Source organism: Cupriavidus sp. GW821-FHT07C08, assembly GCF_059419025.1.
The window spans coordinates 24,786-43,472 of the sequence record NZ_JBWKQZ010000038.1 but is presented as its reverse complement, the minus strand read 5'-3'; the positions used below and the strand labels follow the sequence as shown (position 1 = coordinate 43,472).

The 18,687-nt window shown below is 69.1% G+C and carries 14 protein-coding genes; 5 read left to right on the top strand and 9 right to left on the bottom strand.

All coding sequences use genetic code 11. The annotated features are described in order from the left end of the window. Window positions 1-22: 22 nt before the first annotated feature. The 7 genes from AC07UK_RS33895 to AC07UK_RS33865 form a co-directional block, all read right to left on the bottom strand. Window positions 23-877: an alpha/beta hydrolase family protein gene (locus AC07UK_RS33895; RefSeq protein WP_436224682.1), complete on the bottom strand. Its 855-nt coding sequence runs from the start codon at window positions 875-877 to the stop codon at window positions 23-25. Continuing rightward, entirely contained in the window at window positions 864-2,057 is a 1,194-nt protein-coding gene (locus AC07UK_RS33890; protein ID WP_494687436.1) for a DUF3182 family protein, read from the bottom strand. Before AC07UK_RS33890 ends, AC07UK_RS33895 begins: the two co-directional genes overlap by 14 nt. Before the next feature lie 54 nt (window positions 2,058-2,111). Then, window positions 2,112-2,678, bottom strand: coding sequence for a low affinity iron permease family protein (locus AC07UK_RS33885; RefSeq protein ID WP_494687437.1), 567 nt, complete (start codon window positions 2,676-2,678; stop codon window positions 2,112-2,114). Between the two features lie 822 nt (window positions 2,679-3,500). Beyond that, on the bottom strand, window positions 3,501-3,974 hold the full coding sequence (locus tag AC07UK_RS33880; RefSeq protein WP_010810663.1) for a PRC-barrel domain-containing protein: 474 nt from the start codon (window positions 3,972-3,974) through the stop codon (window positions 3,501-3,503). An 85-nt stretch (window positions 3,975-4,059) separates the two neighbouring features. Next, window positions 4,060-4,434: a hypothetical protein gene (locus AC07UK_RS33875; RefSeq protein WP_436224678.1), complete on the bottom strand. Its 375-nt coding sequence runs from the start codon at window positions 4,432-4,434 to the stop codon at window positions 4,060-4,062. A gap of 200 nt (window positions 4,435-4,634) precedes the next feature. Beyond that, window positions 4,635-5,441, bottom strand: coding sequence for a sensor histidine kinase (locus AC07UK_RS33870; RefSeq protein ID WP_436224677.1), 807 nt, complete (start codon window positions 5,439-5,441; stop codon window positions 4,635-4,637). 141 nt (window positions 5,442-5,582) lie between these two features. Beyond that, the gene (locus AC07UK_RS33865) at window positions 5,583-6,983 is read right to left on the bottom strand and encodes a sigma-54-dependent transcriptional regulator (RefSeq protein WP_013953934.1); all 1,401 of its coding nucleotides are present in this window, start codon (window positions 6,981-6,983) and stop codon (window positions 5,583-5,585) included. A 355-nt stretch (window positions 6,984-7,338) separates the two neighbouring features. Between AC07UK_RS33865 and AC07UK_RS33860 the strand changes: the two genes are divergently transcribed. After that, the gene (locus AC07UK_RS33860; RefSeq protein ID WP_494687438.1) at window positions 7,339-8,400 is read left to right on the top strand and encodes a sigma-54 interaction domain-containing protein; all 1,062 of its coding nucleotides are present in this window, start codon (window positions 7,339-7,341) and stop codon (window positions 8,398-8,400) included. Here AC07UK_RS33860 and AC07UK_RS33855 read toward each other — a convergent pair. Both AC07UK_RS33855 and AC07UK_RS33850 read right to left on the bottom strand, forming a co-directional pair. Beyond that, the gene (locus AC07UK_RS33855) at window positions 8,385-10,391 is read right to left on the bottom strand and encodes a hybrid sensor histidine kinase/response regulator (protein WP_494687439.1); all 2,007 of its coding nucleotides are present in this window, start codon (window positions 10,389-10,391) and stop codon (window positions 8,385-8,387) included. The genes AC07UK_RS33860 and AC07UK_RS33855 overlap by 16 nt on opposite strands. Before the next feature lie 160 nt (window positions 10,392-10,551). Beyond that, on the bottom strand, window positions 10,552-11,559 hold the full coding sequence (locus AC07UK_RS33850) for an SDR family oxidoreductase (RefSeq protein ID WP_494687451.1): 1,008 nt from the start codon (window positions 11,557-11,559) through the stop codon (window positions 10,552-10,554). A gap of 255 nt (window positions 11,560-11,814) precedes the next feature. On the opposite strand from AC07UK_RS33850, the gene ligD reads away from it, so the two are divergent. The 4 genes from ligD (at window position 11,815) to ku (ending at window position 18,637) form a co-directional block, all read left to right on the top strand. Then, window positions 11,815-14,556: a DNA ligase D gene (ligD, locus tag AC07UK_RS33845; protein WP_494687440.1), complete on the top strand. Its 2,742-nt coding sequence runs from the start codon at window positions 11,815-11,817 to the stop codon at window positions 14,554-14,556. Between the two features lie 145 nt (window positions 14,557-14,701). Next, entirely contained in the window at window positions 14,702-15,097 is a 396-nt protein-coding gene (locus AC07UK_RS33840; RefSeq protein WP_436224673.1) for a hypothetical protein, read from the top strand. 288 nt (window positions 15,098-15,385) lie between these two features. Continuing rightward, on the top strand, window positions 15,386-17,395 hold the full coding sequence (locus tag AC07UK_RS33835) for a response regulator (protein ID WP_436224672.1): 2,010 nt from the start codon (window positions 15,386-15,388) through the stop codon (window positions 17,393-17,395). Window positions 17,396-17,617: 222 nt separating this feature from the next. Then, window positions 17,618-18,637, top strand: coding sequence for a non-homologous end joining protein Ku (ku, locus tag AC07UK_RS33830; RefSeq protein ID WP_494687441.1), 1,020 nt, complete (start codon window positions 17,618-17,620; stop codon window positions 18,635-18,637). Window positions 18,638-18,687: the final 50 nt, after the last annotated feature.

Genomic DNA, 18,687 nt, shown 5'->3' with positions numbered 1-18,687 from the left:
TTTGCCTGCTGTCAGCGACACGCTATTGCGCGCCGGATGCCGCTGCCGGGGCGCTGGCGGACTCGGCCAGCGGCATGCCCGGTTCGTCGGCCGGCACCTGCGGCGCGGGCGGCTCCGCGCGTTCGGCGCTGACCGGGCCGGCGCGCGCGACGGTAATCATCTCGCGCAGCCAGTTGACCAGCAGGCTGCTGTAGGCGCGCTGGCTTTCCTCTTCCGTCAGGCCGTGGTCGGCCCCCTTGATCACGCGGTAGGTCATGGAGTTGGCGTGCACGCAGGCATCCACGTAGCTCATCACCGCGGCGTGCGGCACCACCTGGTCATGCTCGGATTCAATCACCAGCACGTCGCCGGCAAATTCCGCGCAAGCGCGCAGGGCTCGGTTGCTCTCGGGCGGCACCACGCTGCGCCGGTAGGCCACCAGGTCCTGTTCGCGATGCAGCTGGCGCTTGGGCAGTTCCCAGCCCGAGTCCATGTACAGCGCCGGCGCGCGGAACGCCATCCAGCGCACCTGGCGCAGCGTGCTCAGCAGCGCAGCCAGGTAGCCGCCGTAGCTGCTGCCCACCACCGCGATGGCGTTGCGGTCCACTTCGGGCTGGCGCACCAGCACATCGTAGGCGGCCACCACGTCGGCCAGGTTGCGCATGCGGCTGACCGTCTCGTATTGCGCCTGGGTGCCGGCGTGCCCGGTCAGGTCGAAGGTCAGGCAGACACAGCCCAGCCCCGCCACCTTGCGCGCGCGGGCCAGGTACTGCTGCTGGCTGCCGCCCCAGCCATGGACGAACAGCACGCCCGGCAGCCTGGTCTGCGGGCTGATCAGGGTGCCGGCAATGGTGCCGCCTTCGCTTTGTATCTGCACCAGGTCTTCATGCGTTGCCATCGGATTCAGGCTCCAGTCGTGCGTATTTGGTCAACGGACCGGCGTGCCGGTCCTCTCCCTGGAAGTAGATCTCAGCGTCGTCCGGCACGCGCACGCCCTTGCCATAGACTTCGCGCGTGGCAGCCACCACGCGGGCGCGGCGCGGATCCTCGAGCAGCGCGGCCAGCGCCGCCAGCTCGGCGCCGGTCGCGCCGCCCACCCGCCAGGACTGTTCCAGCACGCCCCCAAGCACTTGCCCGTGGCCGGCGCTGCCCGCGGGCGGGCCGAAGGCGACGTCGTAGTTGCAGCGCGACAGCACCATGCCCCCGGCATCGCCATAGCAGGCCAGCGCGGCTTCGTGGTACACCATCGCGGCCCGCACCGCGGCCAGCGTGCGGGCGTCGAACGGATGCCGCAGCAGCGCCTCGAGGCCGCCGCGCACCATCGTCAGCGTGGAGCCGCCATAGACCTTCTGCCCGTGGTTGTTGGCAGTGAGCCCTTGGGTGCCGCAATAGCTGGCCCGCAGGCCGGCCAGCTCCACCTGCCCCACGCTGTAGGTCTGCGGCGCGTCCAGGTCGCGCTCCGCCACCAGGCCATGGGCTTGCACCACGTCGGGCGCCATCGCGGCGAGCGCCTCGTCCAGCGAGCGTTCGTCGTGGACCACGTGCTGGCCCAGCCCGCCGATGCCGCACGGTTCCTTCAGCCGTACCGGCCCCAGCGCCAGCAGGCGCATTGCCGCAATCCGCGCATCGCTGAGCGTGAAGGCGGTAAAGCCCGGCAGCGTGGCACCCACCACGCGCCGCACAAAGTCCTCGGACCAGCCCCGCGGCGCTGCGGCGCCGGGCGCCACCAAGCCGTGCGTGATCGCCTTGGTGGCCACGAAGGCGAAAGGCACCACGCCGCCAAACAGGTCGCCCGCGTCGCGCACGCCGAGGTCCTGCGCCAGCGTACGGCCCACCAGAGTCTGCGCGGGCACCAGGTATGGCGCAGGCAGCCCCGCATCCGGCGCGGCGTAGGGGCCTGCAAAGGAAAAGCCCGCGATGTCAGCGACCTTGCGGGCAATATTGGCAAGGGTTGTACCGAGGTGGCTGTCGGCCTTGCCCAGGGACTCGCAACCGTAGACCATCACCACGCGGCTGCGTGCCGGCGAGTTGCCCGGGGCAGCGCATTTTCGATGCATTGTCTTGCTCGGTTCGGACACGGGCGGCTCCTTGCTGGTGGCTCTCGCTCGATGGGGTGGGAGGGGCCGCATGGGCTAAGAGCTGGGCGCCACGGTGGGTGAGCGGCTCCCGGCATCGCTGCCGACCAGCCGGCGCACGCGCGCTGCGCGCGCCTGCCGCTTGGCGGCGTGGTTCTCGCGCGCCTCGTCCAGCGAATGGCTCGACTTGATACCGTCTTCCTTGTCAGCAAGCTCGGCCAGGTGGCGATAGAAGGTCACCAGCTGGCGCAGCTCTTCCTCATCCAGGTCCTCGATCGACACCAGCATATTGCTGGCTTCGCGGTGCGAGGCGAGCAATTCATTGAGCTTCAGGTGGACCGCGACCGCGTCCTTGTTCTGGCTCTGCTGGATCAGGAACACCATCAGGAAGGTGACGATGGTGGTGCCGGTATTGATGACCAGTTGCCAGGTTTCGGAATAAGCAAACAATGGGCCGGTGATGGCCCATGCGGCTATCACGGCGACGGCCAGCACGAATGCGACGGGCGATCCTGCCTGGCGTGTGGCGGCGCCGGCGAAGCGGTCAAAGGCATGCAGCACGCCATGCTGGCTGGACCCGGTGCGATGGCTAACGCCTGGCGGAATTGGGCTGGAATTGTTCATTGTTGCGCTCTCATGGAGTGTGGATGTTTGGGATTGGCTTCATGTGGTTGGTTTGTGGTGTTTGGCGGGTGTGGCTCTTTAGCTTGGCGGCATGCGGTTGCTTGTCGTTCTTGGTGGGCGTGGCTCTTTAGCTTGGCGCCATGCGGTTGCTTGTCGTTCTTGGCGGGCGTGGCTGTTTCGCCGGCTTAGCCGGCGAGTCACTTTTTGTCCGAGCGACAAAAAGTAACCAAAAAACGCGTCGCCTGAGCGGCTGGCAATCAATTCCACGGCGTTGGTGGTTCGCACGGTGGTGCTTTCCGTTTGGGCGTGGGTAACCGTTCGACCCTGCTACGCCATGTGAGTCAGTGACAGTGCCTGCGTTAACCCACTATTGAACGATCCCCATGCAGGGCGTAGGCCGCCTGCTGCAAACGGCATCGCGGGGACGCCTACGGCTGCTACGCAGGCCCAAAATGCGCTGACGGTCTTTGGGCGCTTGCGCGAAGCGCAGCCGAAGGCGTTGATGCGATAACGCTCGAGAGCACGGGCCACCGCCCGACTTGGGGATATTTCAAAAGCCGGTTATCGAAGGCACTGGCACACACTCACATGGCGTTAGCAGGGTCGAACGGGCACCCACGCCCAAACGGCAAGCACCGCCGCCCATATGACCAACGCCGTGAAATTTATTGCCAGCCGCATAGGCGACGCGTTTTTTGATTACTTTTTGTCGCTCGGACAAAAAGTGACTCGCCGGCTACGCCGGCGAAACAGCCACGCCCGCCAAGAGCGACAACCGGCCGCCTCGCACCAAGCCCGAAAGCCATCCCCCTACCTTCCCCCTCACCTCCTCCTCTCATCCCAAGGGTCATACCGATCCGCCTCCCAATAAGGCGAAATCCCGTAATACTGGTGAATACTGGTAGCCCACTGCGAATCCGCCATGCTGGGCCAGTGGTCCTTGTCAAACCCCGGCGCGGCCTTGAGCCGGTCCCTTTCAACACCAAGCACGAAACACTTACGCCGCGTGTCGAGCGTGAGCGCCGACCACGGCAAGGCGAAGAGCTTTTCGCCAATGCCAAGGAAGCCGCCCATGGCCAGCACTGCGTAGGCCACGCGCCCGCCAAGCACGTCGATCATGATGTGGTCGATGGTGCCGATATCGTCGCCGGCGGGGTCAACCACCTTGTTGCCCTCAAGCGTGTCGGCTGCCATCACGAATGGGCCAGGGCCCGGGGAATCGCGGTCGATGCCGCCGACGATGGATGCGCCGTGCGGCGGCCGTTCTTCAGGGGGTTCAGGTTGGACTCGGGTCATGGCTGTCTCCGTTTGGCGGGCCGCGGCGCAGGGCACTGGGGCCGCCGCGCCGCGGCATTTGGACTCAGGATGGCGGACACGCGCTTCAGCGCTTCGTGGCTGACCCCTTGCGCTGGCCGGCCGGCTTGGCGCCCACGGGCTGCTTTTCGCTGCCCCGCTTGAGCTTCCAGTCGACGTCGTCGCGCGCGGTCTGCGTCTTCTTCTCAGCGTGCATGGCTGCGCTCGGCGAGATCGGGTCGCTGGCCGGGAACGTCATCTCCAGCGAGTCGTCCACGGCGGCCTGGTAGGTCTTGGCTTCCTTGCCCCGTTGCTTGTCGCCGGCGGCGGCCTTGCTGCCTGCGCCGGCCTTGCCTGCGGATGGCCCGCTCATGCGGGCAGCCCGGGACTTGTCGGATTTCGCGCCGGACGGCTTGTGAGCAACCTGCGCGGCCTTGTCGGATTTGCGGCTGGCTTTGGGCATGGTTGTACCCTCCTTGGTTGGGTCATTCATCCATGCAAGGCGCGGGCCAGAAACGGGAGAGGCCAGCAGAGCGGCCGGGAGCGGTGCGGGCGCTGCCGTGACGCCGCGGGGGCGGCGAGTGCGGCAAAGGCCGGCCGGCAAGCGCTACGCGTAGCGCATGCGACATGCCGGTAAAAACTACATCAATGCGCCGCGCCGCGTCAGGCCTGCATGTGGCGCGGGAACCTGACAACAATGCAGACGCTGATCCTGTCGCTATCGCAGTCATCGCTTTCCGCGCTCAGCGCCGCCCCGTGCATTTCCACCATGCGGCGCGTCAGCAGCAGCGCGCTGCTCTGCCGGGCCGGGGTCGCACCGTCCGGTGCCGCCCGGCGCCCGAAGAAATCGGTCAGCGCGGCCAGCCGGCTGGCGCTGCGCTGCTGGTCCAGCGGCGGGCTCTCGGTGATGCGCAGCTTCACGTGATCCGGCTCGCTGAGCACCTTCACGGCGACCGAGCCGCCTTCCGGCGCGCGCCAGATGCAGTGCACCAGCAGGTGCCGCAGCAGCGGGGCCAGCCGCACGGCGTCGCCATCGATCAGGTAGGCCGATTCGGACGATTCGGCCGCGCCGTCAGTGGCGACCGGTGACAGCAGCACGCCCCGGGCTTCGGCCGCGGGGCGACGGTCGGCGACGGCCTGGGCCGTGAGCGCCAGCAGGTCCAGGCGCTGCCAGCGCGGTGCGCCCTCGTCGGCCAGCAGCCGCACGGCTTCTTCCATCTCCTCGATCAGCGCCAGCTGCTGCTGCGTGCCGGAACGAATGCCGTCCAGCGCGCGCTGCGCGGGCGCCGGCGTGGTATCGAAGGCGCGGTCCAGCACGTAGGCCCAGCTCTGGATGGCGTTCAGCGAGGAACGCAGGTCATGCGCCGATTGCTCGATCAGCGCGCTCACCTCTTGCACGCTGCGCACGGCAGCGGCTGGCGAAGAAAGCGGAGCGTCCGGCATCGCGGACTGCGCGGGTTGCTGCGTCATGTGCGGCTCGGCATTGGCACGTCCCCGGCCGCATTGGCCGGGCTGGATGCCTTGGACGGAAGCAAGAAACGTGCTGCACAGGGCGCTGCGGTCCGCAGGCACCTGCGCAATCCCCGCAAACGCAGGCGCTGGCTCGCGCCGTCAGCCGGTAGCCGACGATCCGGTGTCGTTGCGCGAGGCGCGCAGCCACTCTGGCAATTCGCCGCGCGCGGCATAATCTTCCAGCCGGTTGTACAAAGTCTTCAGGCTGATGCCGAGGATCTCGGCCGCATGCTTCTTAACGCCGGCGCATTGCTCCAGCGTGGCGAAGATCAGCTGCCGGTCGGCATCGGCCAGGGACATGCCCACCGGCACCGACACCACCGCCGCGCCCGGCGCCTGCGTGGCCGCGACCTGCAGCGGCACCTGCACCTCGGTGATGAGATCGTCGTCGGACATGATGAAGGCGCGCTGCACGAAGTTGCGCAGCTCGCGCACATTGCCGGGCCAGGCGTGCAGGCGCAGGCTGTCCAGCACATTGGGCGCGAAGCGGCGCCGGGTACCCTGCTCGGCATTGAGCTGCTCCAGCATCAGGTTGGCGATCTGGATCACGTCGTCGCCGCGCGCGCGCAGCGGCGGCAGTTCTACCGGGAACACGTTCAGCCGGTGGAACAGGTCCGCGCGCAGCTTGCCGTCGGCCACAGCATCTTCAGGGTTGCGGTTGGTGGCGGCCAGCACGCGCACATCGGCATGGCATTCGCGGTTGGTGCCCACGCGCATGAAAGTGCCGGTCTCCAGCACCCGCAGCAGCTTGACCTGCAGCTCGGCGGGCATCTCGGTGATCTCGTCCAGGAACAGGGTGCCGCCGTCGGCGCGCTCGAAATAGCCCTTGTGCTGGCGGTCCGCGCCGGTAAAGCTGCCGCGCTCGTGGCCGAACATCTCGCTTTCGATCAGCGTGGGCGAGATCGCGCCGCAGTTGACCGCCAGGAACGGCTGGCGCCGCCGCGACGAGAGCTCATGCACGGTCTGCGCCGCCAGTTCCTTGCCGGTGCCGCTTTCGCCGATCAGCAATACCGTGGCTTCAGTCGGCGCCACGCGCGCGAGCTGGTCGTAGACCACCTGCATCACTTCGGAACTGCCCATCAGCCGGCCGAAACGGCCGTAGCGGCGCAACTCGCCACGCAGCGAATGGATCTCGGCGCGCAACTCGCCGGTGGTGGCCAGGCGCCTGAGCACGGTCTGCAGCCGCGCCACGTTGATGGGCTTGACCAGGTAATCGGTGGCACCGGCGCGCAGCGCTTCGACCGCGCTTTCGACGCTGGCATAGCCGGTCGTGAGGATCACTTCGACGCCCGAGGCGCCAACCTCGTCGAACAGCTCCATGCCGTTGCCGTCCGGCAGGCGCAGGTCGGCCACGATCGCCTCCGGCATGCGCCAGCCGATCTGCAGCCGTGCCTCGCGCAGGGTGCCGGCGGTGGCGGAACTGAAGCCTTCCATGGCCACGATCTCGGCTAGCGCGGCACATGCGTTTTCGTCGTCATCGACAATCAGGATGTGGGGCATACGATCCGTCAGTGAGACCTATTGGAAACTTGGGCGAAATCCACTTGCACCTGCGTTCGCGCGCCACGGCGGGCATTGCTGCCGGGCTCGGGACGCCCGCCGGCGCGCTCCATGCGAGGCGTGGCGCGACGGGCACAGGGGCGCAAGGATTTCGACTGCGACATGGTCAGCCGGTTGCACAAGTCCACTGCGTAATGCCAGTCTAAGCGCGGGCGGGCACGGTCGTTGCCAGTGTCCGTCTGACACAGCTGTCGGATGTTTCCGCGCGGGGTCGTGCATCTATGGCAAGCCACTGCGCCAAAGGCTAGCATAGGAACTTCCCACGACAAGCCCGATCTCGACCGAGGCCTTCATTGTGCCCGTGACCGCCAGCACACCGCGGCGCAGCAATGCCGCTCCCTCTGGCCAGCCCGCCAGCCACGCCGCCAGCCTATCCGAGCCGGCGCGCGAGGCCACGCCGCGCCGCGCCATCCCTTCGCAGGTCTCGCTGCTGTGGGAAAGCGCGTCGCCCGTCATGCAGCGCTTGCTGGCCCAGATCGAGCGCGTGGCGCCCACCGATGTCACCATGCTTGCGGTAGGCGAAAGCGGCTCCGGCAAGGAAGTGGTGGCACGCGCGGTGCATGAGCGCAGCGCGCGCCGCAAGGGCCCCTTCATCGCGGTCAACTGCGGCGCGATCCAGCCCACGCTGATCGAATCAGAGCTGTTCGGCCACGAGAAAGGTGGATTTACCGGCGCGATCGAGCAGAAGGCGGGCTACTTCGAGCAGGCCCATGGCGGCACTCTGTTTCTCGATGAAGTCACCGAAATGCCGCTCGACATGCAGATCAAGTTGTTGCGGGTGCTGGAAGGCCGCACCTTCCACCGCGTCGGCGGCGACACGCCCATCGCCACGGACGTGCGCATCCTGGCAGCCACCAACCGCGATCCGGTCGAGGCAGCGCGTGCCGGCCAGTTGCGGGAAGACCTGCTGTACCGGCTGGCCGTGTTCCCGCTGCATATCCCGCCGCTGCGCGAGCGGCCCGACGATATCGTGCCGCTGGCACGTCACTTCCTGGCCGAATACAACGCCATGGAGCGCACCGACAAGGCCTTCTCCGCCGCCTCGCTGGAGCGGCTGGTGCGCTATGACTGGCCGGGCAATGTGCGCGAGCTGAAGAACGCGGTCTACCGCGCCTTTATCCTGGCCGACAAGGTCGTGGAAATCGGCAACCCCAACCTGGCCACGCAGCCGCCGCGGCCCACCACGGTGGACGGCGTGGTCAGCGTGCGCGTGGGCACCACGCTGGCCGACACCCAGCGCGAAATCATCATGGCCACCCTGGCGCGCTTTGACGGCGACAAGCGCCAGGCCGCGCGCGCGCTCGGCATCAGCCTGAAGACGCTGTACAACCGGCTGGACGCCTACCGCTCCTTGTAAGGCGCCGGCGCGGCCAGCACGCGCGACAGGGCCTCGATCGCCAGCGGCTTGGTCAGGTACGCATGGAAGCCGGCCAGTTCGCTGCGCCGCTGGTGTTCGGCAGTGCAGCGCCCGGTCAGCGCCAGGAACTGCACCGCGCGCGGGCCGCATGCCTGGCGCAATGCCGGCAGGACGTCAAAGCCCGACATGTCGGGCATCTCCAGGTCGAGCAGCACGCAATCCGGGCGGAATTCGGCAACCACGTCCAGTGCCTGCTGGCCGCCATGGGCCGCGCGCGCCTCGTGGCCGAGCAGGCCCAGCAGCTCGGCCATGCTGTCGGCTGAATCGGCATTGTCGTCCACCACCAGCACACGGCGTCGCGGCATCGGCCCCCGCGGCGGCGTGGCGGCCGCGCGCGGGCGGGCGGTGACGCGCGGCAGGATCACGGTGAAGGTGCTGCCCTTGCCCGCGCCACCGCTGTCGGCCTGGATCGCGCCGCCGTGCGCCTCCACCACGGCCTTGGCCAGTGCCAGCCCGATGCCCAGGCCGCTGCGGCTGTCGGCGTCGCCCTCCTGCGCAAACAGGTTGAAGATGCGGTCCAGCGCCGCCGGCGCGAGACCCCGGCCGGTATCCGACACGGCGGTGATCACGCGCGCTGACTCCACGCTCACATGCACGCTGACGGTGCCGCCGCGCGGGGTGTACTTGACCGCGTTGCTGAGCAGGTTCAGCAGCACCTGCCCCAGCCGCGCGGCATCGGCGCGCACGTAGGGCGAGCTTGCCGGCAGCGCCACCACAAGCTGCTGGCCGGCCGCCTCCAGCGCCGGGCGGATCGCTTCGATGCTGGTGGTCACCACGACGTTGTACGAGGTTGGCGTCAGTTCCATCTTCAGCTTGCCGGCGGTCACGCGGCCCACGTCGAGCAGGTCATTCACCAGCCGCTCCAGCTGGTGCAGCTGGCGGTCGATGATCCCCGCGCAGCGGCCCACGCGCGTGTCGGCATCCGGGGTCAGCGCGATCACTTCCACCGCGTTGCGCACCGCCGCCAGCGGATTGCGCAGTTCATGCGCCAGGATGGCCAGGAACGATTGCAGCCGGCGGTTGCCGGCCTCGAGCGTTTCCAGCCGCAGCGCATCGCTCAGGTCGCGGGCGGTCCACAGCAGGCTGGTCGGGCAGCCGGCGGCGTCGCGGACCAGCACCATGCGCGTATGGCAACGCACCACCGAGCCGTCCTTGCGTGCCACGCGCTCGTCGCCGGCCCACTGGCCGCAGGCGTGCGCGGCTTCCAGCGCCGCGCGGTCGCGCCCCGCGGCGGCATCCTGGCGGGAATAGAGCAGTGCCAGCGGCTGGCCGACGGCTTCGGCCTCGGCGTAGCCGGCCAGGGCCTGCGCGCCGACGTTCCAGGCGCGGATGGTGCCGTCCAGGTCAAGCTCGCACACCGCGGTGCCGGGCAGGTTTTCAGCCAGCAGGCGCAGCCGGGTATCGGCCAGCCCGGCGTGCTCGGATGCGGCCTGCTGCACGGTAATGTCGCGGCACGACACAATAAAGCCGGTGGCCTGGCCCGCTGCGGACTCTCCGGACAAGGTATCCGCATGGTTGAGCGCCGCGCCCGGCTCGCCGGCCGCGCCAATGGCCCGCATGCGGCAGGACGCCTGCAGCAGGCTGCCGTCGCGCCGCACGCGCCAGCCCTGGTCGCGCACGCTGCCGCCAAGTGCGGCCGCCTGCAGCCATTGCTGCGGCAGGCCGGCAGCGACATCTTCAGGGCGATGCAGGCAGGAAAAGTGACGGCCGGTGATTTCCCCGGCGCTGTAGCCGAACACGCGCCGCGCGGCATCCGGCCACATTGCAATGCACCCGCGCGCATCGGTCTCGAACACGGCGCAGTCTTCCACCGCATCGAGCAGGCGCCCGTACTGTGCCGCCAGCGGGACGCCGGCATGGTCCACCCTGGTGCCGTCCGGCTCGCCGACGGGTGACGCACGGACACCTTTTGCCGCTCGCGGCTCGGACATGAGCACACCTTCTGTGTAATGGGGTGAAGCCAGCAGGCCCCGTGCGCGGGCGGCCTGGCGGCGCCGCGCGGCGGCGGGCCGAATACCCGCAACTGCGGGCATCCGAGTCAATGATAGGTGTTCGCGGCCCATGCGCCACCAATGTGCGCGGCACCGGAAACTAGCGCTTGTGCCGCAACTGGTACATCGCGGCAACCGCGGCGGAGGCACCCACCACCAGCGCAGTGGCCAGCATCGGGTGGCGCGCCGTGGTGGTGTAGGGGCAGGATTGCAGCGCGTTGTGGCTGCCGCTGCGTTCCTGCAGGCCGCTGCCGCTGCCATACAGCGCGTTGTCCTCGAGCGGACCCGCGGGGTGGTGCGTCTGTTGCGCGCGGCCCATGAAGCGGCGCATGAAGCGGTCGAAGGTGTGCGGCGCATGGTACGCCGCGGCCGAGAACGCCTTGGCGGCCGCACCGACGAAGAGCTCGCGGCGCGGGTTCGCGGCGGCAAACAGGATCGCGTCGGCGGCCAGCGCCGGGTCATACAGCGGCGGCGGCAGGCGCGGCTCGACATCGAGGAAGTTCTTGGCGTGCATCGCCAGCGGCGTTTCCAGTCCGGCAGGCTTGATCAGCGTCACGCTGACCGGCGCCTGCTCCTGCTCCAGTTCCAGCCGCAGCGAATCCGTAAAGCCCTTGATCGCGTGCTGCGAGGCCGCATAGGCGCTCTGCAGCGGCAGCGGGCCGTCCGCCGCCTCGCTGCCCATGTTGATGATGGCGCCGCCGTGCTCGCGCAGGTGCGCGGCCGCCGCCAGCGAGCCATGCACGGTGCCCCAGTAGTTGGTATCGAACAGCCGCCGCTGGTCTTCCAGCGGCACATCGCAATGGCGCCCGAAAATGGTCACGCCGGCGTTGTTGATCCAGGTATCGAAGCCGCCGAAGCGCTCGATGGCAGCCTGCGCAACCTTGCCAACCTCTTCATGCTTGCCGACGTCGGCCACCACGGTGATGACTTCATTGCCGTGCTCGCGCAACTCTTCCGCCAGCTGGTGCAGCGAACCCTCGCTGCGCGCCACCAGCACCAGCCGTGCGCCCTGCTGCGCCGCCTTGCGCGCCGTCACCAGGCCCACGCCGCTGCTGGCACCGGTCAGGACGATGACCTGCGAGCCAATGTTCTTCAGGGTTGGTTTCATCGCCGCTTCCTCCTCGGGGAGGCCCGGCACGGTGCCGGGCATGCCGCTGGGGAGTCGCAAGGAGCGTTCCTGTCCGGTGCGGCCCTGGGTGGCGGCGCCACGGCAGGCTGGCCGCCGCAGATTTACAACGCCCGGTAAGAAGCACATGCGCGGCGCGCGCATGGGGCTGCCACAGGGCACTGTAGGACGGGCGCCGATTTCAGCGACGGCATGTGCTGCCTAAGCTGGATACATCCCACGTAACCGGCGACAGCCATGGCCAAGACCACGCGACCGACAGCGCCACAGGATCCAGGCAAACGCCGCGCCTTAGCAAAAGGCGCCGGCAAGCATACCGGCAAGCGCGCCAGCACGGCGCGCCCGGCGGCACGCGGCGCGCCAGCCGCCAAGGCCGCCCCCGCCGCACTCGATAAATACCGCCGCATGCGCGACTTCGGCGCCACGCCGGAGCCCGCCGGCGCCGCCGCACGCACCCGCGGCAAAGCGCACAAGCGCGCCGGCGAGCTGTCCTTCGTGATCCAGAAGCACGCGGCGCGTCGGCTGCACTATGACTTTCGCCTTGAGCTTGGCGGCACGCTGAAAAGCTGGGCCGTGCCCAAGGGCCCGAGCCTGGACCCTGCCGACAAGCGCATGGCCATCCATGTCGAGGACCACCCGCTGGACTACGCCGGCTTCGAGGGCGTGATCCCGGCAGGCCACTACGGCGCCGGCACGGTCATCGTCTGGGACCGCGGCACCTGGTTGCCGGTGGGCGATGCCGAGGCCGGCTACCGCGCCGGCAAGCTGAAGTTCGAGCTGCGCGGCGAAAAGCTGCACGGCCACTGGACCCTGGTGCGCATGCACGGCAGCCGGCAGAAGGAGCAGGACGCCTGGCTGCTGATCAAGGAGCGCGACGAGACCGCCGTGCCAGCATCAGAGTTCGACGTGGTCGAGGCCTTGCCGGACAGCGTGCTGGGCGGTACGCAGCGCAAGCCTGCGGCAAAGCGCGCAAAGACCACCCAGCCGCCTGACGAAGCCGCACCAGATGCGCGCAGCACGGTGAAGTCCCTGAAGCCGCCGCGCGGCGCGCCGCGCGCGGCCTTGCCGCTGGCGCTGGCGCCGCAGCTGGCCACGCTGGTGGAACAGCCTCCGTCCGACGCGCAGGCGTGGCACTACGAGATCAAGTTCGACGGCTACCGGCTGCTGGCCCGCATCGACGGCAAGGATGTGCGCCTGTTCACGCGCCAGGGCCACGACTGGACTAGCAAGCTGCGTGCGCTGGCGCGCGACGTCGGCACCCTGGGCCTGCCCGACGGCTGGCTCGATGGCGAGATCGTGGTGCTCGACAAGCATGGCGCGACCGACTTCCAGGCGCTGCAGAACGCCTTCGATACCGCGCGCGTCGAGGCCATCCAGTACTTCGTGTTCGACCTGCCCTACTTTGCCGGCCATGACCTGCGCAAGGTGCCGCTGGTGGAGCGGCGCGCCCTGCTGCGCCGGATCTTCGCGCACAACCCCTCGCCGCGCCTGCAGTTCAGCGAGGACTTCGAGGCCGGCCCTGCCGACATGCTCGAGGCAGCCTGCCGCATGAAGCTTGAAGGCGTGATCGGCAAGCGCGCCGACGCCAGCTATGTCAGCGCGCGCACCAATACGTGGATCAAGCTCAAATGCACCTTGCGCCAGGAGTTCGTGGTGGCGGGCTTCACCGATCCGAAGGGCAGCCGCGCCGGCATCGGCTCATTGCTGCTTGGCGTGCACGACAGCGGCGGGCGGCTGCGCTACGCGGGCAATGTCGGCACCGGCTTCGACACCCGCACGCTGGGCGCGCTGCGCACGCAGCTGGACGCGTTGCGCGCCGATTCCGCGCCCTTTGAGAGCGTGCCGGCAGGCGTGAAAGGGCACTGGGTGCGGCCAAAGCTGGTGGCCGAAGTCTCGTTCGGCAGCTGGACCCGCGAAGGCCGCGTGCGCCATGCCGTCTTCCACGGCCTGCGCACCGACAAGCCCGCGCGCGCGGTGTCGGTGGAGCGGCCGGCAACGCCGGCAGCCAAGGGCAAGCCCGCGCCAAAAGCAGCAAGGCACACCGGGACACAGCCGAAGCCCGGCACCGCTGCAAAGCGTGCTACCGCCGCCGGCGGCAAAGTCGCGATCAGCCATGCCGGGCGCGTCATCGACACAGCATCCGGCCTGACCAAGGGCGACCTGGTGCGCTACTACGAACGCGCCGCGCCGCTGATGCTGCCGCACCTGCGCGGGCGTCCGATCGCGATGGTGCGCGCGCCGTCGGGCGTGGGCGGCGAGCAGTTCTTCCAGCGCCATGGCGACACGCTGCGGGTGGACGGCCTCAACGTGCTCGATCCGGGCCTGTGGCCCGGGCATCCCGCGCTGCTGGAAATCGCGTCGGCCGAAGCGCTTGTGTCCGCGGCACAGCTCAACGTGGTGGAGTTCCACACCTGGAACGCCAGCAAACGCAGCATCGACCGCCCCAACCGGATCGTCTTCGACCTGGACCCGGGCGAAGGCGTGCCCTGGGCACAAATGCAGGAAGCCGCCACGCTGATGAAGGCGCTGCTCGATGAACTCGGCCTCGCCAGCTTCCTGAAGACCAGCGGCGGCAAGGGGCTGCACGTAGTGGTGCCGATCACGCCGCGCGCGGGCTGGGACGAGGTGAAGGCGTTCGCGCATGACGTGGTGCGCCATGTCGCCAAGACCATTCCGCAGCGCTTCGTGGCCAAGAGCGGGCCACGCAACCGCGTTGGCAAGATTTTCATCGATTACCTGCGCAATGGCGTCGGCGCCACCACGGCGGCGGCATTCTCGGCGCGGGCACGCCCGGGGCTGGGCGTGTCGATGCCGGTGTGGTGGGAAGAACTCGATACCCTGCAAGGCGCGGCGCAGTGGACCGTCGCCAATGCGGGCACAAGGCTCGACGCCGTGGCCGCCGACGACCCATGGGCGGACTACGCCGATACCCGGCAGGCGATCACGCGCGCCGCTGCGCGACTGGCTCGCACCGGCTAGCCATCCCGCGCGTTCCTGCCGGATTCCGCAGCAAACGCCAAGCGGCACATTTCTTGCCGCATCCCGGTCATGGCACACGGCCCGGCGCACCCGCCGCGTGCGCCGCGTTGCCCTGCTGCCAGTGCAACGACGACATGGAGACGTGATGATGAGCCAACTCAGGATCGCCGCGAAGATGCGAGCCGCCACCGCCGCGCCACGCAACCGGCGCGCCTTGCGTCACCTGCTGGTTACCTGCGCGATGCTGTCCTTTGCCGCCAGCCCGGTGCAGGCACGCCTGCCGGCGCCAACGCCCGAGCAGCAGCAGGCCGCCGAAGCCAAGAAGACCAAGGAAGCCGAAGCGGCCAAACAGCAGGCCGACGCATTGGGCCGGGTTCAGGACCGGATCGCCGCGCGCTTTGGCAAGGGCGCCACCAGCGGCGGCGCCACCGAGCCCGGCAAGATCCCGCAGAAGGCTGCCGAAGCGACCGGCTCAACCGGACCGCACGGCGGCACCTCCCCCAGCGCCGAAGCGCATGGCGGCGAGGCGGCCCGCCACTGAAGTGCGCAACGTATGCCACGCAGTTCACTTGCCGCGCCCGGCACGTCTCTTGCCACTGCCAGCGCAACAGCCTGGCACAGACCGCAGGCGTACTGATGCAAAAGGGGGAATGGCGATGGACGACTTCTGCACGCATGTAATAACTACAACCGGCAGCCGCGCCGGCGCGGCAAAGCTTGCAAGCGGTGCGGCGCGGCCGGCGCGGTTTTACACGGTGCCGCGGACCATCCCGGGCCTTGCCCCTGAGCAACCCTCCGCGGGCGCGCAAGCGCCTGTCAGCGTGATGCCATGAAGCCGCACGCCGCCAACCCGGCCCCGCTGATCCTGAACGTCGATGACCGCGAGGGGCCGCGCTACGTCAAGAGCCGCATCCTCCATCGCGGCGGGTATTCCGTGATCGAGGCCGCCACCGGCCATTCGGCGCTGTCGCTGGTGCGACAGCATGCGCCCGTGCTGGTGCTGCTGGCAGCCCGCCTGCCCGATATCAGCGGGCTGGAAGTCTGCCGGCTGCTCAAGGCCGATCCACAGACCGCGCACACGCTGGTGCTGCTGACCTCGCCGGGGCTGGCGCAATCGCGCCAGCGCGCAGAGCTCCTGAACGGCGGCGCCGACGGCCACCTGGTCGAGCCTGCCGAGCCGGACGAGGTGTTGTCGAGGATCCAGGCGCTGCTGCGGCTGCGCGGTGCTGAGGACGCCTATCACCGCACTTCGCGGGCACTGCATGCGCATGAAGACATGTTCCGCCAGCTGGCCGAATCGCTGGCCGACGTGGTGTGGATCCTCGACCCGGCCGAGCCCCGCCTGCTGTTCGCCAGCCCCTCGCTCGCCGCGTTGTGCGGCCATACACCCGAGCAGCTGGTGCAAGCGCCGCGCCGCTGCCTGGAGCGCGTGGCCCCGGCCGACCGTGCGCGCGTGGAAGCGGCCTTTGCCAGCATGCTGGGCGACGGCAGGCTGGACATCGAGTTCCGCCTGACGCGCCCGGACGGCGAGCTGCGCGATATCCGCGCGCAGGCGTTCCCAGTGCGCAGCGGGGAAGGTCCGTCGGCCGAGGCCGGCGCGCCGCCATCACGCATTGCCGGCACCTGCCAGGACGTGACGCTGCAAAACCGCGCCGAACGCGCGCTGCACGACGAGGAACGGCGCAAGGACCAGTTCCTGGCCATGCTGGCGCATGAACTGCGCAATCCGCTGGCGCCGCTGCGCAGCGCCGCGGACCTGTTGCAGCAGCTCTCGCCCTCGCGCGAGGACATGTTCCGCGCGCGCGACATCATCGGCCGGCAGCTGCACCACCTGACGCGGCTGGTGGATGAGCTGCTCGACATCTCGCGCTTCAACCAGGGCCGCATCACGCTGCGCGAGGAGCTGGTGGAACTGCGCACCGCGCTCAGTACCGCGGTGGAAGCCGTGCGCCCCACGATGGAGGCCTGCGGCCATACGCTGCGCCTGTCGCTGCCCGAGCAGCCCCTGCCGGTACGGGGCGACCTGGTGCGCCTGACGCAGATCTTCAGCAACCTGTTGCAGAACGCCGCAGCCTATACGCCCGCCGGCGGCCAGATCGCCGTCGATGCCAGTCTTGAAGACAGCGCGGCGGACACTGCGCCCGATGCCGCGTCCGGTGGCCGCGTCAGCGTGCGCGTGCGCGACAACGGCGCCGGCCTGTCAGAGGCGCTGCAGCGGCAGCTGTTCGATCCGCTGGCCCCGCACGACGACGGCACCCAGCCAGAGCCGCCGCGCAGCGCGTTCCAGCAGGACGGACCCGGTATCGGCCTGACGCTGGTGCAAAAGCTGGTGCGCCTGCATGGCGGCACCATCCGCGCCGACAGCCCCGGCCCCGGACAGGGCAGCACCTTCACGGTGACGCTGCCGCTGGAGCCGTGGCAGAAGTGGCACCCAGGCTCCGGCCGCGCTGCGCCGCACCGCGGCGTGCCGCGCCGGATCATGGTGGTGGACGACAACCCTGACGCGCTCGAAGCCATGATGATGACGCTGCAGACGCTCGGCCATACGGTGGTGACCGCCGCCGACGGCCCCAGCGCGCTGGCGCGCGCCACCGACGCCCGTCCGGAGGTAGTGCTGCTGGACCTGGGCATGCCCGCCATGGACGGCTTCGAGACCGCGCGCCGGCTGCGCGCGCTGCCCGAGATGCGCGGCGCCACGCTGGTGGCGCTGACCGGCTTCGGCCAGCCCGAGGACCGCCGCCGCGCGCTGGAAGCCGGCTTCGACCAGCACCTGGTCAAGCCAGCCGACCTGGACGCGCTGACACGGCTGCTGGACGAACTCAGCGCGGGCCACCCCTAGCGCGTTGCCAGTGCCGGCCGCCGATCCCATCCACCCTTGAACAAGGAAGCAAGGAAGCTCCGTGCATACCACGCCCGACCCCGACATCCCGCAGCGCAAGCCTGAAACCCCGCCGCCGGAGCCTCCGCCGGGCCCGCCCGAACCGGTGGCAGACCCGCCTCCGGGCGATCTGCCGCCACCGCCGCCGCAACGTGCGCGTGCGGCTGGCAAAGGAGCCGTCACGTGTCACGCATCATCTGGAAAGGCGCCATAACCTTTGGCCTGGTCAATATCCCGGTGGTATTGCGGCCCGCGTCGCGCAGCCAGACGCTGGACCTGGACCTGCTGGACGTGCGCGACATGGCGCCGGTGGGCTACCAGCGCATCAACAAGAGCACCGGCAAGCCGGTCGACAAGGAGCATATCGTCAAGGGCTACCAGTACGCCAAGGACGAATACGTGCTGCTGAACGAGGAAGACTTCCGCCAGGCCAATGTCGAGGCCACGCAGACGGTGGATATCGTCAGCTTTGTCGACGGGCAGAGCATCCCGCCGTACTACTTCGATACGCCCTACTATCTCGAGCCCGACAAGCGCGGCGAGCGCGGCTACGCGCTGCTGCACGAAACCATGCGCCGCACCGGGCGTGCCGCGCTGGCGCTGGTGGTGCTGCGCGCCCGCCAGCACCTGGCCGCGATGCTGGTGCACGGCGACGCGCTGGTGCTCAACACCATGCGCTTTGCCGACGAGGTGCTGCCCATCTCCGAACTGCGCCTGCCCAAGGCAGCCACCGGCAAACCCACCGGCGCGCACGCGCGCGAGATCGAGATGGCCACCAAGCTGGTCGACGACATGAGCGAAGACTGGGAGCCGGAACAGTACCGCGACAGCTATCGTGACGACCTGATGGCGCGCATCGAAGAAAAGATCGACTCCGGCAAGACCCACCAGCTGACCCCGCCTGCGGCAGAGGAAGAAGCGCCGCGCCAGGGCGCCAAGGTCATCGACATGGTGGCGCTGCTGCGCCAGAGCCTGGGCCAGCGCGGCAAGGAAGACAAGGAAGGCGCCGCCCCCGCGCGCCGCAAGGCCCCTGCGCGGCATGCCGCCGCCAGTAAGCAGCCCGCTGCAAAACGGGCTGCAACCCCGCCTGCCAAGCGCGCCAGCACTGCCACCAAGACCAAGCGCGCACCGGCCAAGCGCGAGTCGCACGCGCCGGCCGCGCGCAAGAGTGCAGGCACTGCGCGCAGGAAGCACGCGGCTTAGGCCGGCGCTGCGGTTCGCCAAATCCCGCTTGGGTTCTCCCTCTCCCGCTT

Coding starts and splice junctions, on each gene's coding strand:
- AC07UK_RS33840 (WP_436224673.1), top strand. CDS start 14,702: ATGATGAGCCAACTCAGGATCGCCGCGAAGATGCGAGCCGCCACCGCC.
- AC07UK_RS33885 (WP_494687437.1), bottom strand. CDS start 2,678: ATGAACAATTCCAGCCCAATTCCGCCAGGCGTTAGCCATCGCACCGGG.
- AC07UK_RS33870 (WP_436224677.1), bottom strand. CDS start 5,441: ATGACGCAGCAACCCGCGCAGTCCGCGATGCCGGACGCTCCGCTTTCT.
- ligD (WP_494687440.1), top strand. CDS start 11,815: ATGGCCAAGACCACGCGACCGACAGCGCCACAGGATCCAGGCAAACGC.
- AC07UK_RS33850 (WP_494687451.1), bottom strand. CDS start 11,559: ATGAAACCAACCCTGAAGAACATTGGCTCGCAGGTCATCGTCCTGACC.
- AC07UK_RS33895 (WP_436224682.1), bottom strand. CDS start 877: ATGGCAACGCATGAAGACCTGGTGCAGATACAAAGCGAAGGCGGCACC.
- AC07UK_RS33875 (WP_436224678.1), bottom strand. CDS start 4,434: ATGCCCAAAGCCAGCCGCAAATCCGACAAGGCCGCGCAGGTTGCTCAC.
- AC07UK_RS33865 (WP_013953934.1), bottom strand. CDS start 6,983: ATGCCCCACATCCTGATTGTCGATGACGACGAAAACGCATGTGCCGCG.
- AC07UK_RS33835 (WP_436224672.1), top strand. CDS start 15,386: ATGAAGCCGCACGCCGCCAACCCGGCCCCGCTGATCCTGAACGTCGAT.
- AC07UK_RS33855 (WP_494687439.1), bottom strand. CDS start 10,391: ATGTCCGAGCCGCGAGCGGCAAAAGGTGTCCGTGCGTCACCCGTCGGC.
- AC07UK_RS33880 (WP_010810663.1), bottom strand. CDS start 3,974: ATGACCCGAGTCCAACCTGAACCCCCTGAAGAACGGCCGCCGCACGGC.